General features: G+C 69.6%; 16 protein-coding genes and 1 pseudogene. 7 read left to right on the top strand and 10 right to left on the bottom strand.

Going from position 1 to position 18,209, the window contains the following annotated elements:
• Nucleotides 1–79: 79 nt before the first annotated feature.
• Nucleotides 80–364 (bottom strand): annotated as a pseudogene (locus tag BLR90_RS21680) (GNAT family N-acetyltransferase); the annotation flags it as partial.
• Nucleotides 365–687: 323 nt separating this feature from the next.
• On the opposite strand from BLR90_RS21680, the gene BLR90_RS17175 reads away from it, so the two are divergent.
• Nucleotides 688–2,532 carry an AMP-dependent synthetase/ligase gene (locus BLR90_RS17175; RefSeq protein ID WP_245715373.1) on the top strand — a complete coding sequence of 615 codons (1,845 nt, stop codon included), beginning with the start codon at nucleotides 688–690 and terminating at the stop codon, nucleotides 2,530–2,532.
• A 28-nt stretch (nucleotides 2,533–2,560) separates the two neighbouring features.
• Here BLR90_RS17175 and BLR90_RS17170 read toward each other — a convergent pair whose 3' ends face one another.
• From BLR90_RS17170 to BLR90_RS17160, 3 genes are read right to left on the bottom strand one after another with little or no spacing between them, the layout of a single operon-like run.
• Nucleotides 2,561–3,040, bottom strand: coding sequence for a hypothetical protein (locus tag BLR90_RS17170; protein ID WP_091026464.1), 480 nt, complete (start codon nucleotides 3,038–3,040; stop codon nucleotides 2,561–2,563).
• Nucleotide 3,041: 1 nt separating this feature from the next.
• Nucleotides 3,042–4,109: a ferritin-like domain-containing protein gene (locus BLR90_RS17165; protein WP_091026463.1), complete on the bottom strand. Its 1,068-nt coding sequence runs from the start codon at nucleotides 4,107–4,109 to the stop codon at nucleotides 3,042–3,044.
• A 4-nt stretch (nucleotides 4,110–4,113) separates the two neighbouring features.
• Nucleotides 4,114–5,970, bottom strand: a complete 1,857-nt coding sequence (locus BLR90_RS17160; RefSeq protein WP_091026462.1) for a GMC family oxidoreductase — start codon at nucleotides 5,968–5,970, stop codon at nucleotides 4,114–4,116.
• Between the two features lie 131 nt (nucleotides 5,971–6,101).
• Here BLR90_RS17160 and BLR90_RS17155 point away from each other — a divergent pair, with 131 nt between their 5' ends.
• Nucleotides 6,102–7,592 (top strand): alpha-amylase family glycosyl hydrolase, encoded by a 1,491-nt coding sequence (locus BLR90_RS17155; protein ID WP_174812378.1) that lies wholly within the window; start codon nucleotides 6,102–6,104, stop codon nucleotides 7,590–7,592.
• A gap of 35 nt (nucleotides 7,593–7,627) precedes the next feature.
• On the opposite strand, the gene BLR90_RS17150 is transcribed toward BLR90_RS17155, so the two are convergent.
• On the bottom strand, nucleotides 7,628–10,321 hold the full coding sequence (locus BLR90_RS17150) for an MGH1-like glycoside hydrolase domain-containing protein (RefSeq protein ID WP_091026461.1): 2,694 nt from the start codon (nucleotides 10,319–10,321) through the stop codon (nucleotides 7,628–7,630).
• Nucleotides 10,322–10,323: 2 nt separating this feature from the next.
• Complete coding sequence (gene iolE / locus BLR90_RS17145) at nucleotides 10,324–11,229, bottom strand: myo-inosose-2 dehydratase (protein WP_091026460.1); 906 nt, start codon at nucleotides 11,227–11,229, stop codon at nucleotides 10,324–10,326.
• 178 nt (nucleotides 11,230–11,407) lie between these two features.
• On the opposite strand from iolE, the gene BLR90_RS17140 reads away from it, so the two are divergent.
• Nucleotides 11,408–11,725: a hypothetical protein gene (locus BLR90_RS17140; RefSeq protein WP_091026459.1), complete on the top strand. Its 318-nt coding sequence runs from the start codon at nucleotides 11,408–11,410 to the stop codon at nucleotides 11,723–11,725.
• Between the two features lie 18 nt (nucleotides 11,726–11,743).
• Here the strand turns inward: BLR90_RS17140 and budA are convergent, their stop codons facing one another.
• Nucleotides 11,744–12,412, bottom strand: coding sequence for an acetolactate decarboxylase (gene budA, locus BLR90_RS17135; RefSeq protein WP_170254351.1), 669 nt, complete (start codon nucleotides 12,410–12,412; stop codon nucleotides 11,744–11,746).
• On the bottom strand, nucleotides 12,409–13,263 hold the full coding sequence (locus tag BLR90_RS17130) for a sugar phosphate isomerase/epimerase family protein (protein WP_170254350.1): 855 nt from the start codon (nucleotides 13,261–13,263) through the stop codon (nucleotides 12,409–12,411). The genes budA and BLR90_RS17130 overlap by 4 nt, the downstream gene beginning before the upstream one ends.
• A gap of 100 nt (nucleotides 13,264–13,363) precedes the next feature.
• On the opposite strand from BLR90_RS17130, the gene BLR90_RS17125 reads away from it, so the two are divergent.
• Complete coding sequence (locus BLR90_RS17125; RefSeq protein WP_091026456.1) at nucleotides 13,364–14,149, top strand: oxygen-binding di-iron domain-containing protein; 786 nt, start codon at nucleotides 13,364–13,366, stop codon at nucleotides 14,147–14,149.
• Nucleotides 14,150–14,175: 26 nt separating this feature from the next.
• On the opposite strand, the gene BLR90_RS17120 is transcribed toward BLR90_RS17125, so the two are convergent.
• Entirely contained in the window at nucleotides 14,176–14,805 is a 630-nt protein-coding gene (locus BLR90_RS17120) for a TMEM175 family protein (RefSeq protein WP_091026455.1), read from the bottom strand.
• Between the two features lie 170 nt (nucleotides 14,806–14,975).
• Here BLR90_RS17120 and sqr point away from each other — a divergent pair, with 170 nt between their 5' ends.
• The 3 genes from sqr to BLR90_RS17105 are packed head-to-tail and all read left to right on the top strand — an operon-like array spanning nucleotide 14,976 to nucleotide 17,068.
• The gene (gene sqr / locus BLR90_RS17115; RefSeq protein WP_091026454.1) at nucleotides 14,976–16,214 is read left to right on the top strand and encodes a type III sulfide quinone reductase, selenoprotein subtype; all 1,239 of its coding nucleotides are present in this window, start codon (nucleotides 14,976–14,978) and stop codon (nucleotides 16,212–16,214) included.
• Between the two features lies 1 nt (nucleotide 16,215).
• Nucleotides 16,216–16,530, top strand: a complete 315-nt coding sequence (locus tag BLR90_RS17110; RefSeq protein ID WP_091026453.1) for a TusE/DsrC/DsvC family sulfur relay protein — start codon at nucleotides 16,216–16,218, stop codon at nucleotides 16,528–16,530.
• A 19-nt stretch (nucleotides 16,531–16,549) separates the two neighbouring features.
• A complete protein-coding gene (locus BLR90_RS17105; protein WP_091026452.1) occupies nucleotides 16,550–17,068 on the top strand; it encodes a DsrE/DsrF/DrsH-like family protein in 519 nt (172 codons plus the stop codon).
• Between the two features lie 136 nt (nucleotides 17,069–17,204).
• Here the strand turns inward: BLR90_RS17105 and BLR90_RS17100 are convergent.
• Nucleotides 17,205–18,209 (bottom strand): HNH endonuclease signature motif containing protein (locus BLR90_RS17100; protein WP_091026451.1); only part of this gene is annotated, 1,005 nt, incomplete at its 5' end.

The raw sequence follows: 18,209 nt of genomic DNA, 5'->3' as shown, positions 1-18,209 counted from the left end.
GCTCATCGACGGTGACGTCGACCTCGACGTCCCAGACACCCGGGCTGGTGTTGCTCACCGTGGTGAGCCCCAGCCGGCGGAGCATCGCCAGCGAGGCCGGGTTGTCGCTCGCGACCTCGGTGACGATCCGGGTCACCCCCTCCGGGCGGTGGCGCATCACCACCGGCAGCAGTGCGGTGGCGACCCCGCGACCGTGCCAGTCGTCCTTGACGGTGACGGCGAGGTCGGCGGCGTCCGGCAGGTCGCTGTAGCGCACGATCCGCGCGATCGCGACCGGGTCGTAGACGTCGGGAGGACCCTCCGCGAACAGCACGAGAGCGACGTGGTCGACCCCGTCGACCTCGTCGACCAGGTGCTCGAGCATGCTCTCGCTCAACCGGTTGACGGGCGCGAGGAAGCGCTGGCGTCGCGACTCGGGGGACAGCTCCTCGAACCCCGCGACGAGGCGCTCCTTGTCGGAGCGCTCGAGGGACATCACCCACGCGTCGGTGCCGTCTCGCAGCTTCACCTGCTCGGGCATCGCGATCTCCTGTGCTCGGGATCGAAGGATAGTGGTCGATTGTCTCGGCGCTGTCAGAAGGCTCCCCTGAGCGGGACGTAGTGCTCTGGGCACACCACGGACGAGGTGCAAACCTGCAAGAGGGGTGTCCCGCGCAGCCCGCAACAAGCAGCACCAAGGAGCAAGTCGTGACCCGCATCATCGGCACCGCCGATCCGAGCACCTACCCCACGCCGGCGGTCTCGCTGGCCCAGCTGTTCTATGACCGGGTCGAGGCGATGCCGGACGCGGAGGCGTTCCGGTTCCACGTTGACGAGGTCTGGCAGTCGGTGACCTGGCGCCAGACGAGCGAGGCCGTGAAGACCATCGCCGCAGGGCTGCTCGCCCTGGGGATCCAGCCCGAGGACCGGGTGGCCATCGCCAGCGCCACCCGCTACAAGTGGCTGCTGGCCGACCTCGCCATCATCTGCGCGGGAGCGGCGACCACCGCCGTCTACCCCTCGACCCGCAGCGACGACGTCGTCTTCATCCTCACCGACAGTGGCTCGCGGATCGTCTTCGCCGAGGACGACACCCAGCTCGCCAAGCTCCACGCGCATCGCGCCCAGCTGCCCGACGTCGAGCACGTGGTGACCTTCGACGGCCACGCCGACGGCGACTGGGTGATCACCCTGGACGACCTCCAGGCGCTGGGTGCCAAGCACCTCGTGGCCCACCCGGCGAGCGTCGACGAGAGCGTGGCGGCGGTGCGCTCCGAGCAGCTGGCCACCCTCGTCTACACGTCCGGCACGACCGGAGTGCCGAAGGGCGTGGAGCTGCCGCACCGGTGCTGGACCTACGTCGGGTCGGCGGCGTCGACGCTCGGCGTACTGCGCCCCGACGACCTGCAGTACCTCTGGCTGCCGATGTCCCACTCGTTCGGGAAGATGCTGCTCGCGGCCCAGCTCCAGATCGGCTTCGCGTCCGCGGTCGACGGCCGTGTCGACAAGATCGTGAGCAACCTGGCCGAGGTGCACCCGACCTTCCTGGCCGGCCCGCCGCGGATCTTCGAGAAGGTCCACGCCAAGGTCGTCCAGACCGTCCAGGAGGAGGGCGGCGTCAAGGCGCGGCTGTTCGGGTGGGCGTTCGGCGTCGGTGCGCGGGTCTCGAAGGCGAAGCTCCGGGGCGAGCAGCCCGGGCTCCTGCTGCGGGCCGAGCACGCCGTGGCCAACAAGCTGGTCCTGGCGAAGATCCGTCACCTGCTGGGCGGACGGATCCGCTTCCTGGTCTCCGGCAGCGCCGCGCTCTCCCCGGACGTGGCCGGGTGGTTCCACTCGGCCGGCGTGCTGATCCTCGAGGGCTACGGGCTCACGGAGACCAGCGCCGGCGGCTGCATCGTTCGCCCGGACGACCCCGCGTTCGGGGTCGTCGGCCCGCCGGTGGCCGGCACGGAGGTCAGGCTCGCCCCCGACGGTGAGGTCTTCTTCCGCGGGCCTCTGGTCATGCGCGGCTACCACAACGACCCCGAGGCCACGGCCGTGGTGCTGGACGCCGACGGCTGGTTCGCGACAGGCGACGTCGGCGAGATGGACGCCAGCGGCAAGCTGCGCCTCACCGACCGCAAGAAGGACCTGATCAAGACCTCCGGCGGCAAGTACATCGCCCCGCAGGTCATCGAGACGACGTTCCGCGCGATCTGCCCGCTGGCCAGCCAGATGCTCGTGCACGGCGACGCCAAGAACTACGCGACCGCGCTGGTGACGCTGGACCCCGAGGCGCTGGCCCAGTGGTGCCGTGCGCACGGTCTGCCCGACGCCGGCTACGCCAGGCTGGCGGCCCACCCGGCGGTCCAGGAGTACATCCACGCCTGCGTCGACGAGCTCAACGACCGGCTCAACCGCTGGGAGACGATCAAGGACTTCCGCATCCTCGACCACGACCTCACGGTCGAGGCCGACGAGCTCACCCCGAGCATGAAGGTGAAGCGCCGGACCGTGGAGTCCCGGCACCAGCACCTGATCGACGAGATGTACGCCGTGCCGGCCCTGCGCTGACGCCTGAGGTCGGGTGCCGGGCGACGGCTCAGGGCAGGTCGAGGGTCGGCGGGCTGCTCCAGGTGCCGTAGCCCTGGCCCTTGGCGCCGGGCGGGTTGGCGCCGATGGTCGGCCACAGCAGGCCCTCGGTGTACGACGCGGGGGAGACGACGTGGGTCGAGTCCGGCTGCCTGCTGGCGTGGGCGTCGCGCCACTCCTGCGGGAGCTGGTACCACGTGCCGACGAACCACATCTTGATCACGTTGCGCGCGACCGGCCCGAGCTTGTCGTCGCTGAGGATCCGCGCGCGCAGTCCCTGGTCGAGGGCGCGCTCGTCGCCGGCCGCCTCGTCGTGCACCGCAGTCGAGGCGGACAGCAGCTCGCCGAGGGCGTCGTCGCCGACGGCGTCGAGGGTCGTCGCGAGGTAGGGCTCGGCCTGGCCGGTGCCCAGGAGGCGGAACCGCGAGTAGCCGGTGAGGGTCGCGGAGAGCGTGAGGAACGCCTCCAGGACGCCGCTGTCGTCCGCCATGTCAGGACACCTCCACGGGAGCGAGGCCACGGAACACCGGGGCCGCGTTGACGCCGGGCTGGCCGGGCATCGGGTTACGGATGATCTGGGTGGCGAGCTCCTTGATCCGGAACATGTCACCGACCGCCGGCATCAGCAGGTCAGGGCGTCCGGAGAAGGCCTCGTCGAGACGGGCGAGGAACTCGCCGTACGTCGCGCTGTAGGCGTGGATGGCGTCGTGCAGCTCGCCCGGCTCGGCGTAGTCGCCGAGCTGGGCGTCCGCCTTGACCGGGTAGACCGCGTCCCAGTCGATGTCGAGCGGCGGACCGGTGGGGCTGCCGCCCTGGTCACCGGGTTGGTAGTAGCGGCCGAGGAGCAGCTGCTGGAACCGGTAGTAGTGCGCCAGCTCGCCCTCCTCGTCGAAGATCGCGCCGCCGAGGCCCTCGCCCTGCTCGCTGATCGTGCGCATCGCCTCGGCCGCCGAGGCGCCGTCGGTGACCTTCACGATCGCGCCTCCGCCGGAGTAGTAGTACTCCGGGCCGACCTGGCGGGCCGGGTCGCCGCAGAACAGGGCGTCGCCCATCTCTTCGTGGAGACGGCGGATGCCCTCGCCGATCTCGGCGTAGAACTCACCGATGCTGTAGAAGTGCAGGTCGTCCTCGTGCGCGTCAACCGCGGGCAGCAGGGCCCGCGACGAGCGCTCGCGCGATACGAACCGGGTCTCGCCCTCCGCCACCGCCGGGCGCTCGATCTTCAGGAAGGTCTCGATCGTCTCCCGTGAGAACGCACGGGTGCCGACCTCGAAGTCGGTCTCGCCGTCGGGCAGGTGCGCGGGGTAGGTCGGCACGAAGCCCTCGGACGACAGGTCGGGGGTCCCGCCCACGGCGTTGAGCAGGTTGGCGGCGAGGGTCAGGTGGAGCATCTCCTCGACCACGACGACCCGGATCACCCGGTAGGCGTCGGCGTTGGTCGTCGGGTGCATCGAGTAGAGGGCGGTGAGGTAGGGCGGGATCGTCGCGTGCTCCAGCTGCATGGCGATGTGCAGGTAGGAGTGGAGGTCCTCGACGGTGGCGATACGGCGCAGGGTCATCTGGTCATCCCCCGATGGTGACGGACGGTCGGGTGGTCAGCTCGGCGGCGATGTGCTCGGCTGTCTTGAACGACAGCGCGGCCAACGTGAGCGTCGTGTTGGAGGTGCCGATGCTCGGCATGCTTCCGGGGCCCACGAGGTAGAGGTTCTGGTGGTCCCAGGACCGCTGGTTGACGTCGACCACCGAGTCGTGGCTGGTCTCGCCCATCATGTGCGTGCCCGCCCAGTGGTTGCCGCCCCGGACGACGAAGCCCTCGCCCTGGTAGGCGACGTAGCCGGGGTCGAGCGGGTCGTAGTGGGTCTTGTCCTCCGCACCCAGCCGCTGGAAGATCCGGCGCGAGATCCGACGGGAGGCCGCGACGCCGTCCATCGTGTACTCCGGGAGCGAGTAGGACAGCACCGGCCGCAGGTTGCCCATGGCATCGATGTAGCGGCTGTCGACTGTGATCCGGTTGCTCGTCTCGGGCATCAGCTCGACCATGAACGACAGCATCAGCTGGCGCGAGATCCGGTCCACGACCCCCCGCCGGAGCGCGGCGCCGTAGACGTTGGCGTCGTCGACCAGCTCGACCAGGTCGGTGTACGGCGAACCCGTGGGCCAGGCCCAGCCGTCGTTGTGGATGCTGACGCGCATCGCCGCGTGGCGCTCACGGAAGCCGCCGGCGCGCAGGTCCTCGATGCCGGACGTGCACTGCGAGCCGCGCATGGTGCCGGCGATCTCGGGCAGGAGCGCCCAGGTGAGCAGGTAGGCGTGGTCCATCAGGTTGCGGCCGACCAGGCCGTTGCTGCCGGGCAGGCCCGAGGCGAGCAGCAGCCGGGCGTTCTCGACGGGGTTGGCGGCGAGCACGTACCTCCGCGCGCGCAGCGAGCCGGTGACGTGCTCGGGTGAGGTCGTCGAGCCGTAGGACTGGTAGTCGATGTGGCTGACCAGGCCGTCCGCACCGACGTGAACCTGCGAGGCGATCGTCTGGGTGAGGATGTCCACCCGGCCGGTGTCCAGGCTCGCGGCCAGCGTCTTGCGGGCGTTGTACTTGGCCTGGACCGGGCACAGCGGGACGCAGTTGATGTTGCCCTGGCAGCGGCCGCCCTCATCGACCTGGTGGGTGCTCACGGCACCGACCGGGATGAAGCCCAAGCCGTCGTCGTACGCCGCGTTGGGGACGCCGTTGCGGGCCTGCGCGGTCGGGCGGACCGACAGCGTGCAGGTGGTGTCGTGCAGCTGGATCTCGGTGCCGTCGAGGTCGCGGGCGATGATCTGGTCGAGGTAGGACTTCGGCAGCCCGTGCATCGGGAACTCGTAGCCCGGCGGGAACGTGATGCCATAGAACGCCTGGTCCGCCACGTCGGCGGACACCCCCAGCTCGAACTCCGCCTGGCGGTAGTAGGGCTCGAGGTCGTCGTAGCCGATAGGCCAGTCGCGGCCCTGCCCGAAGCGGCTGCGCATCTCGAAGTCCTCGGGGAGCATGCGCAGTGCCTTGCCCTCCCAGTGCATCGTGGTGCCGCCGAGCACCCGCGTGTAGGTGCTGTCCATCTCGTAGGGGCCGTTCTGGATCAGGTAGCCCGTGGAGTCCGGGTGGCCCGGCTGGAGACGGCGTACGTCGGGGGAGCGCGGCATCGGCGCGTTGGGGTTGACCTCGTAGGCCGCGTTGTTGTCCTTGGCGGCCGCGCCGTAGAAGCGGGTCAGGTAGCTCTCGTAGTCGGCGACCGAGAGCTCGTCGCCCGGCCCGGCTTCGACCACGAGGACGCGCAGGCCCTTCTCGGCGAGGGATCTGGCGACGATGGCACCACTGACACCGGAGCCCACGACTAGTACGTCGTAGTCGATGCTCGCGGCTGCCGCATGGTCGATCTGAGCTGGCATGGTGCACCTTTCCCGGAGTGGGCGCTGCAGTGGGGGCTGCTGTGACGGCCTCGAAAACCTGTCGCGGGTGGACCGCGAAGCCATACGGTGGCCATGCTCGCACCTCAGAAGCCTCGTGTCTGGAGACTGCCATGAACCCGCTGCTCTACCAGGTGAACACCCGGGTGCTCCTCTACGAACGAGGTGTCGAGCTGGGCCGCCCGGCCACCCTCGACGACGTGCCCAACGACTTCCTCGACGACATCGCGGCCCGCGGCTTCGACTGGGTCTGGATGCTCGGGGTGTGGCAGACCGGCGAGGCGGCACGGGCGGTGTCCTCGGCCAACGCCGAGTGGGCCGTGGAGTACCACGAGGCGCTGTCCGACTTCACGCCCGACGACGTCACCGGCTCGCCGTTCGCGATCGTCGACTACGGCGTCCACCGTGACTTCGGTGGCGACGTGGCGCTGGCCGGGCTCCGGGCGCGGCTGTCCGAGCGCGGGCTCAAGCTGCTGCTGGACTTCGTGCCCAACCACACGGCGCTCGACCACCCCTGGCTGGTCGACGCCCCGCAGCGCTACGTGGGAGGCACCGAGGACGACCTGGCCGCGCAGCCGCAGAACTACTTCCGGGTGGGGGACCACGTCGTCGCCCACGGGCGCGACCCCTACTTCGACGGATGGCCCGACACCGCGCAGCTCAACTACCGTCACCCCGACCTGCGGGCCGCGATGACTGCCGAGCTCGCACGCGTGGCGGCCCGCTGCGACGGCGTCCGCTGCGACATGGCGATGCTGCTCGAGCCCGAGGTGTTCACCGCAACCTGGGGTGACCGGTCGGTCCCCGCCGACGGCACGCCGGCGGCCGACGCACCGTTCTGGCCGGACGCCATCGCCGCCGTACGCGCCCAGCACCCGGGCTTCGTGCTGATGGCCGAGGTCTACTGGGACCTGGAGTGGCAGCTCCAGCAGCACGGCTTCGACTACACCTACGACAAGCGGCTCTACGACCGGCTCCGCAGCGGCGACGCGGCGGCCGTGCGCGGCCACCTGGCGGCCGACCCGGACTTCCAGGCGCGCTCCGCCCGCTTCCTCGAGAACCACGACGAGCCGCGGGCCGCGGCCACCTTCCCGGACCCGGCCGAGCACCAGGCGGCCGCGGTCGTCACGTTCCTGTGCACCGGCCTCCGGTTCCTGCACGAGGGCCAGCTCGAGGGTCGCCGGGTCAAGGCGCCGCTCCATCTGCGGCGTCGCCCCGACGAGCCCCGCGACCCCGTCCTCGCCGGGTTCTACGACCGACTGCTCGGCGTCCTGGCCGACCCCGTCCTGCGCGACGGCCACTGGCAGCTGCTCCAGGTGAGCCCTGCGTGGGAGGGCAACGCGTCGCACGACTCGTACGTCGTGGCCGGGTGGTCGGTCGACGCCGACTCCCCGCTGCGCTGGCTGGTCGCGGTCAACCTGAGCGACCAGCAGGCCCAGTGCCGCGTCGTGCTCGCCACCGTCCTGGGCGCGGGCGAGACGGTGCACCTCGTCGACCGGATGCACGACGACACCGCCTACGACCGCGACGTCGCCGACACCGTCGCCCACGGCCTGTTCCTCGACCTCGCCCCGCACGGCTACAACGTCTTCGACCTCTCCTAGCAGCTAGACGCGGGCCCAACCACCCCGCCAACCCGCTAGGCGTCCCGGCGGAACAGCTTGGTGGAGGGGTGCGGGCGCTCCTCGGCCAGCACCTCGGCGGCGTCGAGCGTGCCGAAGAGCTGGATCAGCTTCGCGACCAGGCCGGTCCAGCCGGTCTGGTGCGAGGCGCCGATGCCGGCTCCGTTGTCACCGTGGAAGTACTCGTAGAAGAGCACGTTGTCGCGCCAGTGCTCGTCGGTCTGGAACAGCTCGACTCCGCCGAACACGGGGCGCCGGCCCTCGTCGTCGGCGACGAAGATGCCCACCAGCCGGTCGGAGAGCTCGTGCGCCACCTCGAAGAGGGTGCGCTGGTTGCCCGACCCGGTCGGCATCTCCACGGTGAACTCGTCGCCGTAGTAGAGGTAGTACTGGAGCAGGGCGCGGATGATCATGAAGTTGACCGGCATCCAGACGGGACCCCGCCAGTTGGAGTTGCCGCCGAACATGCCGCTGTCGGACTCGCCGGGCAGGTAGCCCACCCCGAACGTCTGGCCGTTGACGTCCATCGAGAACGGGTGGTCGCGGTGGAAGCGCGACAGCGCGCGGATCCCGTGCGGGCTGAGGAACTCCTCCTCGTCGAGCAGGTAGCACAGGACGCTGCGCAGGCGCTCCTCGTTGAGCAGGGTGAGCAGTCGGCGGTCGGCGACGCCCGGGACCATCGGGTCGGCGAGCTGGCCGAGCAGGTCGGGGTGGCGGCCCATGAACTCGGCGAGCCGGTCACTGAGGGTCCCGAACGCCTCGGCCGGGACCACGGTGACCGCGCAGAGCGGGATGAGACCGACCATCGAGCGCACGCGGAGCCGCTCCGCAGACCCGTCGGGCAGCCGCAGCTGGTCGTAGAAGAAGCCGTCCTCGTCGTCCCACATCCCGTCGCCGCGCTCCATGGCGGCGGCGATGTAGAGGAAGTGCTCGACGAACTTGAGCGCCATCCCGTCGTACTGCGGGTCGGTGGCCGCGAGCTCCAGTGACAGCTCGAGCATGGTCTGGCAGTAGAGCGCCATCCAGGCAGTGCCGTCGGCCTGCTCGAGCCGGCCACCGGTCGGCAGCTGGGCGGCGCTGCGGTCGAAGACCGCGATGTTGTCCAGACCCAGGAACCCGCCCTCGAACGCGTTGGCGCCGTTGGCGTCCTTGCGGTTGACCCACCAGGTGAAGTTGAGGACGAGCTTGCCGAACACGTCGGTGAGGAACGCGTGGTCCTCCTCGCCGCTGATGTCGACGTCCTCGACGTGGCTGAACAGAGTCGCGAGCGCGTGGACGGGCGGGTTGACGTCGGAGAAGTTCCACTCGTACGCCGGTATCTGGCCCGACGGGTGCAGGTAGCGCTCGCCGAGCAGCAGCCGGATCTGGTCGCGGGCGAAGGCGGTGTCGACCATGGCCAGCGTCATCGTGTGGAACGCGAGGTCCCAGGCCGCGAACCAGGGGTACTCCCAGCAGTCGGGCATCGAGATGATGTCGCCGGCGACCATGTGGAACCAGCGGGCGTTGCGGTTGTCGAGGCTCGTCTCGCTGCGCAGCGGGTGCACGTCACGCTCGCTCAGCCAGCGGTCGAGGTCGTAGCAGTAGAACTGCTTCGACCACAGCATCCCGGCGAGCGCCTGGCGCATCACCAGGGCCGAGTCGGCGGTGACCGAGGGCGGAGTGATGGAGGCGTAGAAGTCGTCGGCCTCGGCGCGCCGCTGGGCGACCACCTTGTCCGTCAACTTGTCGAAGGGGGAGCGCGGCATCGAGGTGGCCAGCCGCAGCCGCATCGTCACGGACTCGCCGGGACCCAGCTCGACCCGGCGCCGTACGGCGGCCTTGGTGCCGGTCAGGTCGGGGTTGACGGCCTCGGCACGACCGTTGACGACGGCGTCGTTGATGCCGTCCTTGACGTACGGCGTGGGGTTGCTGCCGCCGCTGATCCGTCCCCAGTTGGTCTCGTTCTCCGTGACCAGGACGTCGGCGTCGTCCTCCCACGCCAGCGTGTAGGGCTCGAGCCCGGGGCAGTCGACGGTGATCCGCCGGGCCTTGGCGTCGGCGGTCAGCCGCGGGCGGGGCGTGTCGGCGCCGTCGCGCTCGTCCCACCAGGTGTTGCGCAGCCACAGCGTCGGCAGCAGGTGCAGCACCGCCGGGTCCGGCCCGCGGTTGGTGGCGGTGACCTGGATCAGCAGGTCGTCGGGTCCTGCCTTGGCATAGACCATCTCCACGTCGAAGTAGCGCTGGTCGTCGAAGACGCCGGTGTCGACGAGCTCGTACTCCGCGTCGCCCTTGCCGCGAGCGGCGTTGGTGCGCAGCAGGTCGTCGTACGGGAAGGCAGCCTGGGGGTACTTGTAGAGCGCCCGCATCCAGGAGTGGGTCGGCGTCGAGTCCTGGTAGAAGTAGTACTCCTTGACGTCCTCGCCGTGGTTGCCCTCGCCGTTGGTGAGGCCGAAGAGCCGCTCCTTGACGATCGGGTCGGCCTCGTTCCACACCGCGATCGCGAAGCACAGGCGCTGGGCGTCGTCGCTGATGCCGAGCAGGCCGTCCTCGCCCCACCCGTAGGCCCGCGAGCGGGCGTGGTCGTGGGGGAAGGAGTTCCACGCGTCGCCGCCGGGGGAGGTGTCCTCGCGGACCGTGCCCCACTGCCGGTCGGAGAGGTAGGGACCCCACTGGCGCCAGGGGACCCCGTCGACGTTGGCGGCCCGCAGGCGGTCGTCCTCCGCTGTGGCCATCTCTAGAGCCCGGTCAGGTCGGCGATGTGGCGCCGGGCGGTGCGGAAGGCCTCCAGCGGATGTGCCTTGGCGGGGTCCTGCTCGGCCTCGACGACCAGCCAGCCCGCCCAGCCGTCGTCGGCGAGCTTGTGCAGCAGCGGCGCGAAGTCGATGCAGCCCTCGGCGTCGCCGGGCACGGTGAAGATGCCCTGGCGCAGCGCGTCCCAGAAGCTCAGCGACTCCTGGTGCATCCGGTCGAGCACCGGCTGGCGGAGGTTCTTGAGGTGGACGTGCCCGATCCGGCCCTCGTGGGCCGTCAGGACGGCCATCGGGTCGCCGCCGCCGACGAGCAGGTGGGCGGTGTCCAGCAGCAGCCAGGTCTCGCCGGCGACCGTGTCGGCCATCAGTCGGTCGATGTCCTCGGACGACTGCACGCCGGTCCCGGTGTGGTGGTGGTAGTTGATCCGCAGGCCGTGGTCGCTCGCGATCCGGCCCATCTCGCCGAGGCCGCGCACCATTGCGTCCCACTGCTCGTCGTCGAAGACCGGTCGGTTGGCCAGGGCGGGAACCGGCTGCTGGTGCACCGCGCCGGTGACCTCGGCGACGTAGACGTCCTGGAGCCCGATCGCGTTGAAGAACGGGATCTGGTCGCGGAAGCCCTGCAGCGTCTTCTCGTAGGCGCCGCCCTTGGAGGCGAACCAGGTCGAGACCCAGCCACCCGAGGGCGACAGGCCGCGGACGTCGAGTGCTGCCTTGAGCGTCGCGGCGTCGGTGGGATAGGTGCTGCCGAGCTCGGTGCCCTCGTAGCCCGCGAGGGCCATCTCGCTGATGATCTGCTCGAAGGACGTGCCTGCGCCCAGCTCGGGGAGGTCGTCGTTGATCCAGGCATTGGGAACGGCGGCGATGCGGACGGTTCCAGCGGCGAACATGGGGGTCCCTTCGGAGGTGCATGGGGGGTGCAATGGGGGTCGCGTTCCGAGTGCTCCGGTGGGCCGAGCCTAGGTGCCGCAAGGCCCGGGTGGGGCGGGTTCATCGGTTTCCTTGGCACGATCCAGAAACACCGCGTAGCGTCCGAGCCCTCACATACCCCCCTGCCGAGGAGCCGACATGGCTGACACCGTTGAGATCGTGACCATGCGCCTCAAGGAGGGTGTCGCTCTCGACACCTTCAAGTCCGAGAACGCCAAGATGGAGCACGCCTTCCTGGGCCACCTCCAAGGCTTCAAGACCCGCAGCACGTCCGCCAACGACGACGGTCAGATCGTCGTGGTGCTCCACTGGGAGCGCGCCGAGGACGCCCAGTCGTCCATGGACAAGTTCGTCGGCAACCCCGACACCAAGACCTTCCTCGACCTCATCGACATGGACACCTTCGTGATGACGCGTTACGTGGAGTTCGACTCGATGACCATCGACGACGTCTGAGCCGCTGGCTCAGACCGCTCAGGTCAGCTCGCGCCTCGTGAAGTCGGCGGTCGCGGGGTAGTCCACCTCGTGCCGGGTGATCCGCTGGATCTCGATCCGCAGGTTGCGGCCGTCCTGGAAGTCGATGACGTGCCCACCGAGGGTGCGTGCGTCGTCGACGACGTGCAGGTGGAAGCCGCCCGGCGCGATCTTGCCGGCGTACGACGGGGCCGAGAAACCGACCATCAGGCCGGACACGTCGGTGTAGTGGTACTCCGGCTGGGTGTGCTCGACCTCCTCGAGCCGCGGGTACGGCGGGTCCTGGCGAGGGATCGACCGCGTGTGCAGGTGGCCGAAGGTGCCGTGCAGGCGGAACGCGACGAACAGGTTCTTGGTGCCCGCCATCTCGGCCACCAGCGCACCGATGTCACCGGTGGTGGTCGAGTCGGGGAGCTCCTGGCTGAGCTCGGGCTCGAACGGGATGACCATGCAGAACGACAGGGTGTCGGTGTCGTCGGCCACCTGGGCGGTCGAGTCGGCGTGCATCCGGTAGACGACGCCGTCGACCATCACCATCTCGCCGTCGAGGTGGTCGAACGCGCCCACCCCGAGGCTGCCGTGCGTCTTGGCCTCGGCGACGCTCGTGAGCCCGTCGAAGCACCCGTTCTGAAGCGAGATGGCCGGGGCGTTCTGCCACAGGACGCTCATCGGCCGTCCTCGGCAGCGAACGTACTGCGCATGAACCCGATCGCGTTGGCGGCGAACTTGTCCTTGGAGCCGAAGGTGTCGCGCCAGACGTGCGCCTTCGTCGACAGCCCGGGCACGTCGGCCGCGAACGCCTCGGCGGCCACCCATCCGTCGTACCCGATCTCGTGGAGGGCGCGGGCGGTCTCGGCCCAGGAGACCTGGCCGGCGCCGAGCCCGCCGCGGTTGTTCTCGCTGGCCTGCACGTGCCGGATGGCGGGGCCGTGCGTGGTGATGGCGGCGACCACGTCGTCCTCCTCCGCGTGCGCGTGGTGGGTGTCGTAGAGGACCCCGAAGGCCGGGTGGTCGACCCGAGCGGTCAGCGCCGCCGACTGCTCCATGGTGTTGAGGAGGTAGCCCTCGTGCCGGTTGAGGAACTCGACGGCGAGGACCACGCCGGCACCCGCGGCGTGCTCGGCGGCCGCGCGCAGGACCTCGGCCGACCAGACGAGCTCCTCCTCGGTGGGCCCGGCTCCGGAGAAGACCGCGTAGGCGGTCTGGAACGGCCCGCTGAGCACGGCGCTCCCGAGCTCGTGGGCGGCGTCGATCCCGAACCGGATCTCGTCGAGGCCGCGCTGGCGCACCGCGGTGTCCGGGCTGACCGGGTTCTGCTCGGCCGACAGGTTCAGGATGGTCGTGCAGCCCAGGCCCGCGTCGTCGAGCGCCCGGCGGATCCCGCCGTTGTCCGCGGACAGCCCTGACCCCACCGGGATCTCGGCGCCGTCGTACCCGAGATCACTGAGCTTGGTGAACGTCGGGTAGTGCTCCGGTGTCACGTCGGTCGTCCACAGGTACATGCCGATGCCGAACTTCATGAAGTGCCTTCCGGGGGAGTGGTCGTGTTCGTACAGTAGGGCCGGCGGCCTTGCCCGGTGCCTCAATCCCCCATGAACATCTGGCCCTAGGGAGCATTCGATGCGCGATCCGTACCAGGTGGCCGACGAGACCTTCGTCATCCCCGACGACCTGCCCGTCCCCGGCATCGGCATGCTGCCGGTCAACGCCATGGTCGTGAGGGGTGAGCAGCCGATGCTGGTCGACACCCTGGCGATCGTGCACCGGGAGTCCTACCTCGAGCGCGTCTTCGAGCTGGTCGAGCCCGAGGACGTGCAGTGGCTCTTCATCAGCCACGAGGACCGCGACCACACCGGCTCCGTCATGCAGGTGATGGAGCGCTGCCCCAACGCCAAGCTGATCACCAACTTCCTCGGCCTGGGCAAGCTCGGCGAGGAGTTCGAGGTGCCGCTCGACCGGGTCCACCTCCTCAACGACGGCGAGACCCTCGACATCGGCGACCGCGTCATCACCGCGATCCGGCCGCCGCTCTTCGACTCCTCGGCGACGCGGGGCTTCTACGACCCGCTCACCGGCGTCTACTTCTCCGCCGACTGCTTCGGCACGGTGCTGACCGACAACGTCCCCTTCGCGGACGACATGTCGGCGGCCGACATGGAGGAGGGTTTCTTCTGGATGAACCGCGCCAACCACATCTGGTACCACCACATCCCGGCCGCGCTGATCGAGGAGCAGGCCGCCCGCATCCGGGCGGTCGCGCCGGAGCTGATCGTCACCGGCCACGGGCCGACCTACCGCCACGACCCGCTCCAGGTGTGCGACTGGATCACCCGGATCAGCGACATGGAGCCGGTGCACATGCCGACCCACGAGGAGTTCGAGCAGGCGCTCGCCGCCGGCGGCTGAGCGTCGTACGACGTGCGACGTACCGCTCAGCGCCGCCGCGCGCTGAGCCAGCCGAACACCACGAACTCCGCCACGAGCGCACCCACCGCGAGGTAGGGCTCCGCGAACGCGAGCAGTGCCGCGACGACGGTGACGGCGGGCAGCAGGTAGAGGTGGTGGTTCTGGTGCCGGCTCAGCGCGTCCACCGGGCGGTCGGGGTGGCGCAGGTGGGGCTCGCGGGCGGCGTGGCGGGCGAGCAGCCCGATGGTGAACGACAGCAGACCGATGTTGACGGCGAAGAGGACCGTGGACCAGGGCTCGGCCACGCGCTCGGTCCCGATGATGTCCGCCGAGAACGGCACGAGCGTGACCGCACCCAGCACGCCGAAGTTGAGCGCGAGCGTGACGGAGTGGCACTGACGTAGGCCGGCCGTGATCGTGTGGTGCACCAGCCAGAACCGCGCGATCGCCAGGAAGCTGATCAGCCAGGCCAGGAAGACGTGCCAGTCGTCGGCCAGCAGCGCCAGGATCGACTCGTCGCGCTCGGGCAGCTTCAGCTCCAGCACGAGCAGGGTGAGGACGATCGCGAAGACGCCGTCGGACAGGGCGTTCATCCGCTCGGTCCCGTAGAGAGCAGAGGGTGCAACGCCCTCCGTCGGCTGTGCGTCGCCTGCCATCTCCACCCTCCGGCTCGCTCGGCCCCAGAGTCTAGGGAAGCCAACCCCGGCGCGTGGCCCGATCGGTGCTTACGTCCCGGATCGGCGGGACCTTCGTCCCTGATCGCATATCCCCCCGGGGGGTAGCGTCACGAGTAGACACCGAGCCTCGGAGCGCAGGAGAGGGAGCCATGAAGACACTCGTCATCCTCGGCGGAGGTACGGCCGGGACCATGATCGCCAACAAGCTCCGGCACCGCCTCCCGCGCCGCGACTGGAGCATCACCGTCGTCGACCGGGACGACGTGCACCACTACCAGCCGGGCTACCTCTTCGTGCCCTTCGGCGACTACACCCGGGACCAGGTCGTGCGCTCCCGGCACGCGTTCCTCCCCGACGGCGTCGACTTCGTCATCGGCGCGGTCGACCTGGTCGACACCGAGGCTGACGTCGTCCGTCTCGAGGACGGGCGGACGCTGCCCTACGACCAGCTCGTCATCGCCAGCGGTACGACGCCCCGTCCGGACCAGACGCCGGGCCTGCTGGGCTCGGAGTGGCGGCGCAGCATCTTCGACTTCTACACGCTGGAGGGAGCCGAGGCGCTGGCGAAGGCACTGGCCGCCTTCGACGGTGGCCGGCTCGTCGTCCACATCACGGAGACGCCGATCAAGTGCCCGGTCGCGCCCCTGGAGTTCACCTTCCTGGCCGAGGCCTGGCTGCGCAAGCACGGGCTGCGCGACCGGGTCGAGCTGGTCTACGTGACACCGCTCGACGGCGCTTTCACCAAGCCGGTGGCCTCGGCCCACCTCGGCGGCATGCTCGAGGAGCGCAAGGTGCACGTCGAGACCGACTTCATGGTCGAGCACGTCGACCCCGAGCGGAAGGTGCTCGTCTCCTACGACGACCGGGAGATCCCGTTCGACCTGCTGGTGACGGTCCCGCTCAACATGGGCGCGGACTTCGTCGCCCGGTCCGGGCTCGGCGACGAGCTGAACTACGTGCCCGTCGACAACCACACCCTGCTCTCGAAGAGCCACGACAACATCTTCGCGGTCGGCGACGCCAGCGACATCCCGGCCTCGAAGGCCGGGTCGGTGGCGCACTTCGCGGTCGAGATCTTCGTGGACAACTTCCTCCAGCACATAGCTGGCCAGTCGATGACCGGCTCCTTCGACGGCCACGCCAACTGCTTCGTGGAGTCCGGCGACGACAAGGCGCTGCTGATCGACTTCAACTACGACACCGAGCCGCTGCCCGGCAAGTACCCCCTCCCTGTGATCGGCCCGATGGACCTGCTCAAGGAGACCCGCACCAACCACCTCGGCAAGCTCGCGTTCCGGTGGATCTACTGGAACGTCCTGCTGCCCGGACGTCCCGTGCCGTTGCCGGCGCACATGTCGATGGCCGGCAAACACCCCAAGGAGGACTGACATGCCCACGACCACCATCAGCGGTCACGAGATCCACGTCGACGACGAGGGCTTCATGACGGTGTACGACGAGTGGGACGAGACACTCGGCGCCGCGCTCGCGGCCCAGATCGGGATCGAGATGACCGACGAGCACTGGAAGGCGATCCGCTTCCTGCGCAGCGACTTCCCCGCGCAGGGCGAGACCGCGACGCTCCGGCGGGTCTCCACGGTCGGAGGCATCCCCACCAAGCAGCTCTTCACGATGTTCCCCCAGAAGCCGGCCAAGAAGATGGCCTACGTCGCCGGACTGCCCAAGCCCCGCGGCTGCGTGTGACCCGACAGGAGACCCGACCATGACCACCTCGACCAGCCCAGAGACCGCCCCGCTCGTGCCGTCGTTCGGTGAGGCGGAGAGCGGCCGCAAGCTCGCCATCATCTGCTCCAAGGGCAACCTGGACATGGCCTACCCGGGCCTGATCCTGGCCAACGCCGCGCTCGGCGAGGGCATGGAGACGCACCTGTTCTTCACGTTCTGGGGCTTCGACATGATCAACAAGAAGACGATGGGCGACCTGAAGTTCACGATGCTGGGCAACACCGCCACGCACATGCCGCAGGGCCTCGGCGGCCTGCCCGGCATGACGGCGATGGCCACCCACCAGATGAAGAAGTCGATCGCCGACCTCGGCGTACCCGAGGTGCCGGAGTTCCTCCAGCAGATCGTCGACTCCGGTGGCCACCTCTGGGCGTGCCGGATGTCGGCCGACATGCAGCACCTGGAGAAGGACGACCTCTACGACGAGGTCGAGGCCATCATCAGTGCCTCCGAATTCATCGAGAAGACCGACGGCGCGCAGCTGCTCTTCATCTAGCCGGGTTGTGGCGCGGATCAGTCGTCGGGATAGCCGAACACGGCGCCGTCCGCGCCGGTCTCACGGATGCATTTCAGCCCTCCGGCGTTCAGACGCCCCGCTACGCATGCCGGTTCCACGGTGGGAGAAGTGATTCTCACTCGCGCTTGGTGAAGCTGATCTTGCCGCCGGGGTGGTGGGTGAGGTCGTAGTCGTCGTGGTGGGCGAGGGTGTGGTGTCTCGGGCAGAGGAGCACGCCGCCTTTCACGGACGTGCCGCCGCCCTTCGCCCACTGGATGAGGTGGTGGGCGTGGCAGGCTGCGGTGGGTCTCTCGCAGCCGTGAGCGGCGCAGCCTTGGTCGCGCGCGGCCATGGCGATGCGTTGGGCCTTGGTGTGGAAGCGGCGTCGGCGGCCGACGTCGAGGACTTCGCTCTTGCCGCTGAGGACGGCGGGGATGACACCGGCGTCGCAGGCGATCTTGCGGGCGAGTCCGGGGCTGATCGTGGTGCCGGTGTCGAGCTGGGCCGCCTTGAGTCCGCCGAGGAGGGTTTCGAGGGTCATCGTGACGACCACGGTCGCGCTGACACCACCGGCTTCGGGGAGCTGCTCGGTGGGGTAGCGGCGGATGTACTCGCTGAACGCCAGCCCCATGCCGTGGGGGGAGAGCCCTTCGCCGCCGGCCCTGGGTGAGGCCAGGGCCTGGAGGGCTTTGCGGAACATGTCGGCCTCGGCGGTGCCGAGGGTGAACCGGCCGTGGGTCTGGCCGTGGCCGTCGTCGTGCATGGTCAGCCGGGCGGCCTGCTCTGCCTTCTTCTCTTCGGCGGCGAGCTGTCTGGCTTCTTCGGCCTCGCCGATCTCGGGGGCGACGACGTCGAGGATCCGTCGGCCCTGGATGCGCAGCGCGCGGGCGTCGTAGTGCGCAGCGGCTTCGAGGAGGTAGTCACGTGCTCGAGTGCGGACGTCGGGCTGGACGGTGTCGGGCAGGGCGTCGACGGCGTCGGTGACCACGTGGGCTTGGTCGACCAGCACGTCGCCTGCCGCCAGCGCGTGGGCGACGGGGTCGTGGGTCTCGAGGGCATTGGCGAGCTTGATCTTCCGTGCGGCTTCGCGCTGGGTCATGCGGGTGTGGTTCGCCCACCACACCGACGTCGACGTCGCACC

Source organism: Nocardioides szechwanensis (assembly GCF_900103935.1).
Classification (GTDB): Bacteria; Actinomycetota; Actinomycetes; order Propionibacteriales; family Nocardioidaceae; genus Nocardioides; species Nocardioides szechwanensis.
This window is presented reverse-complemented; position numbering and strand designations above follow the sequence as displayed.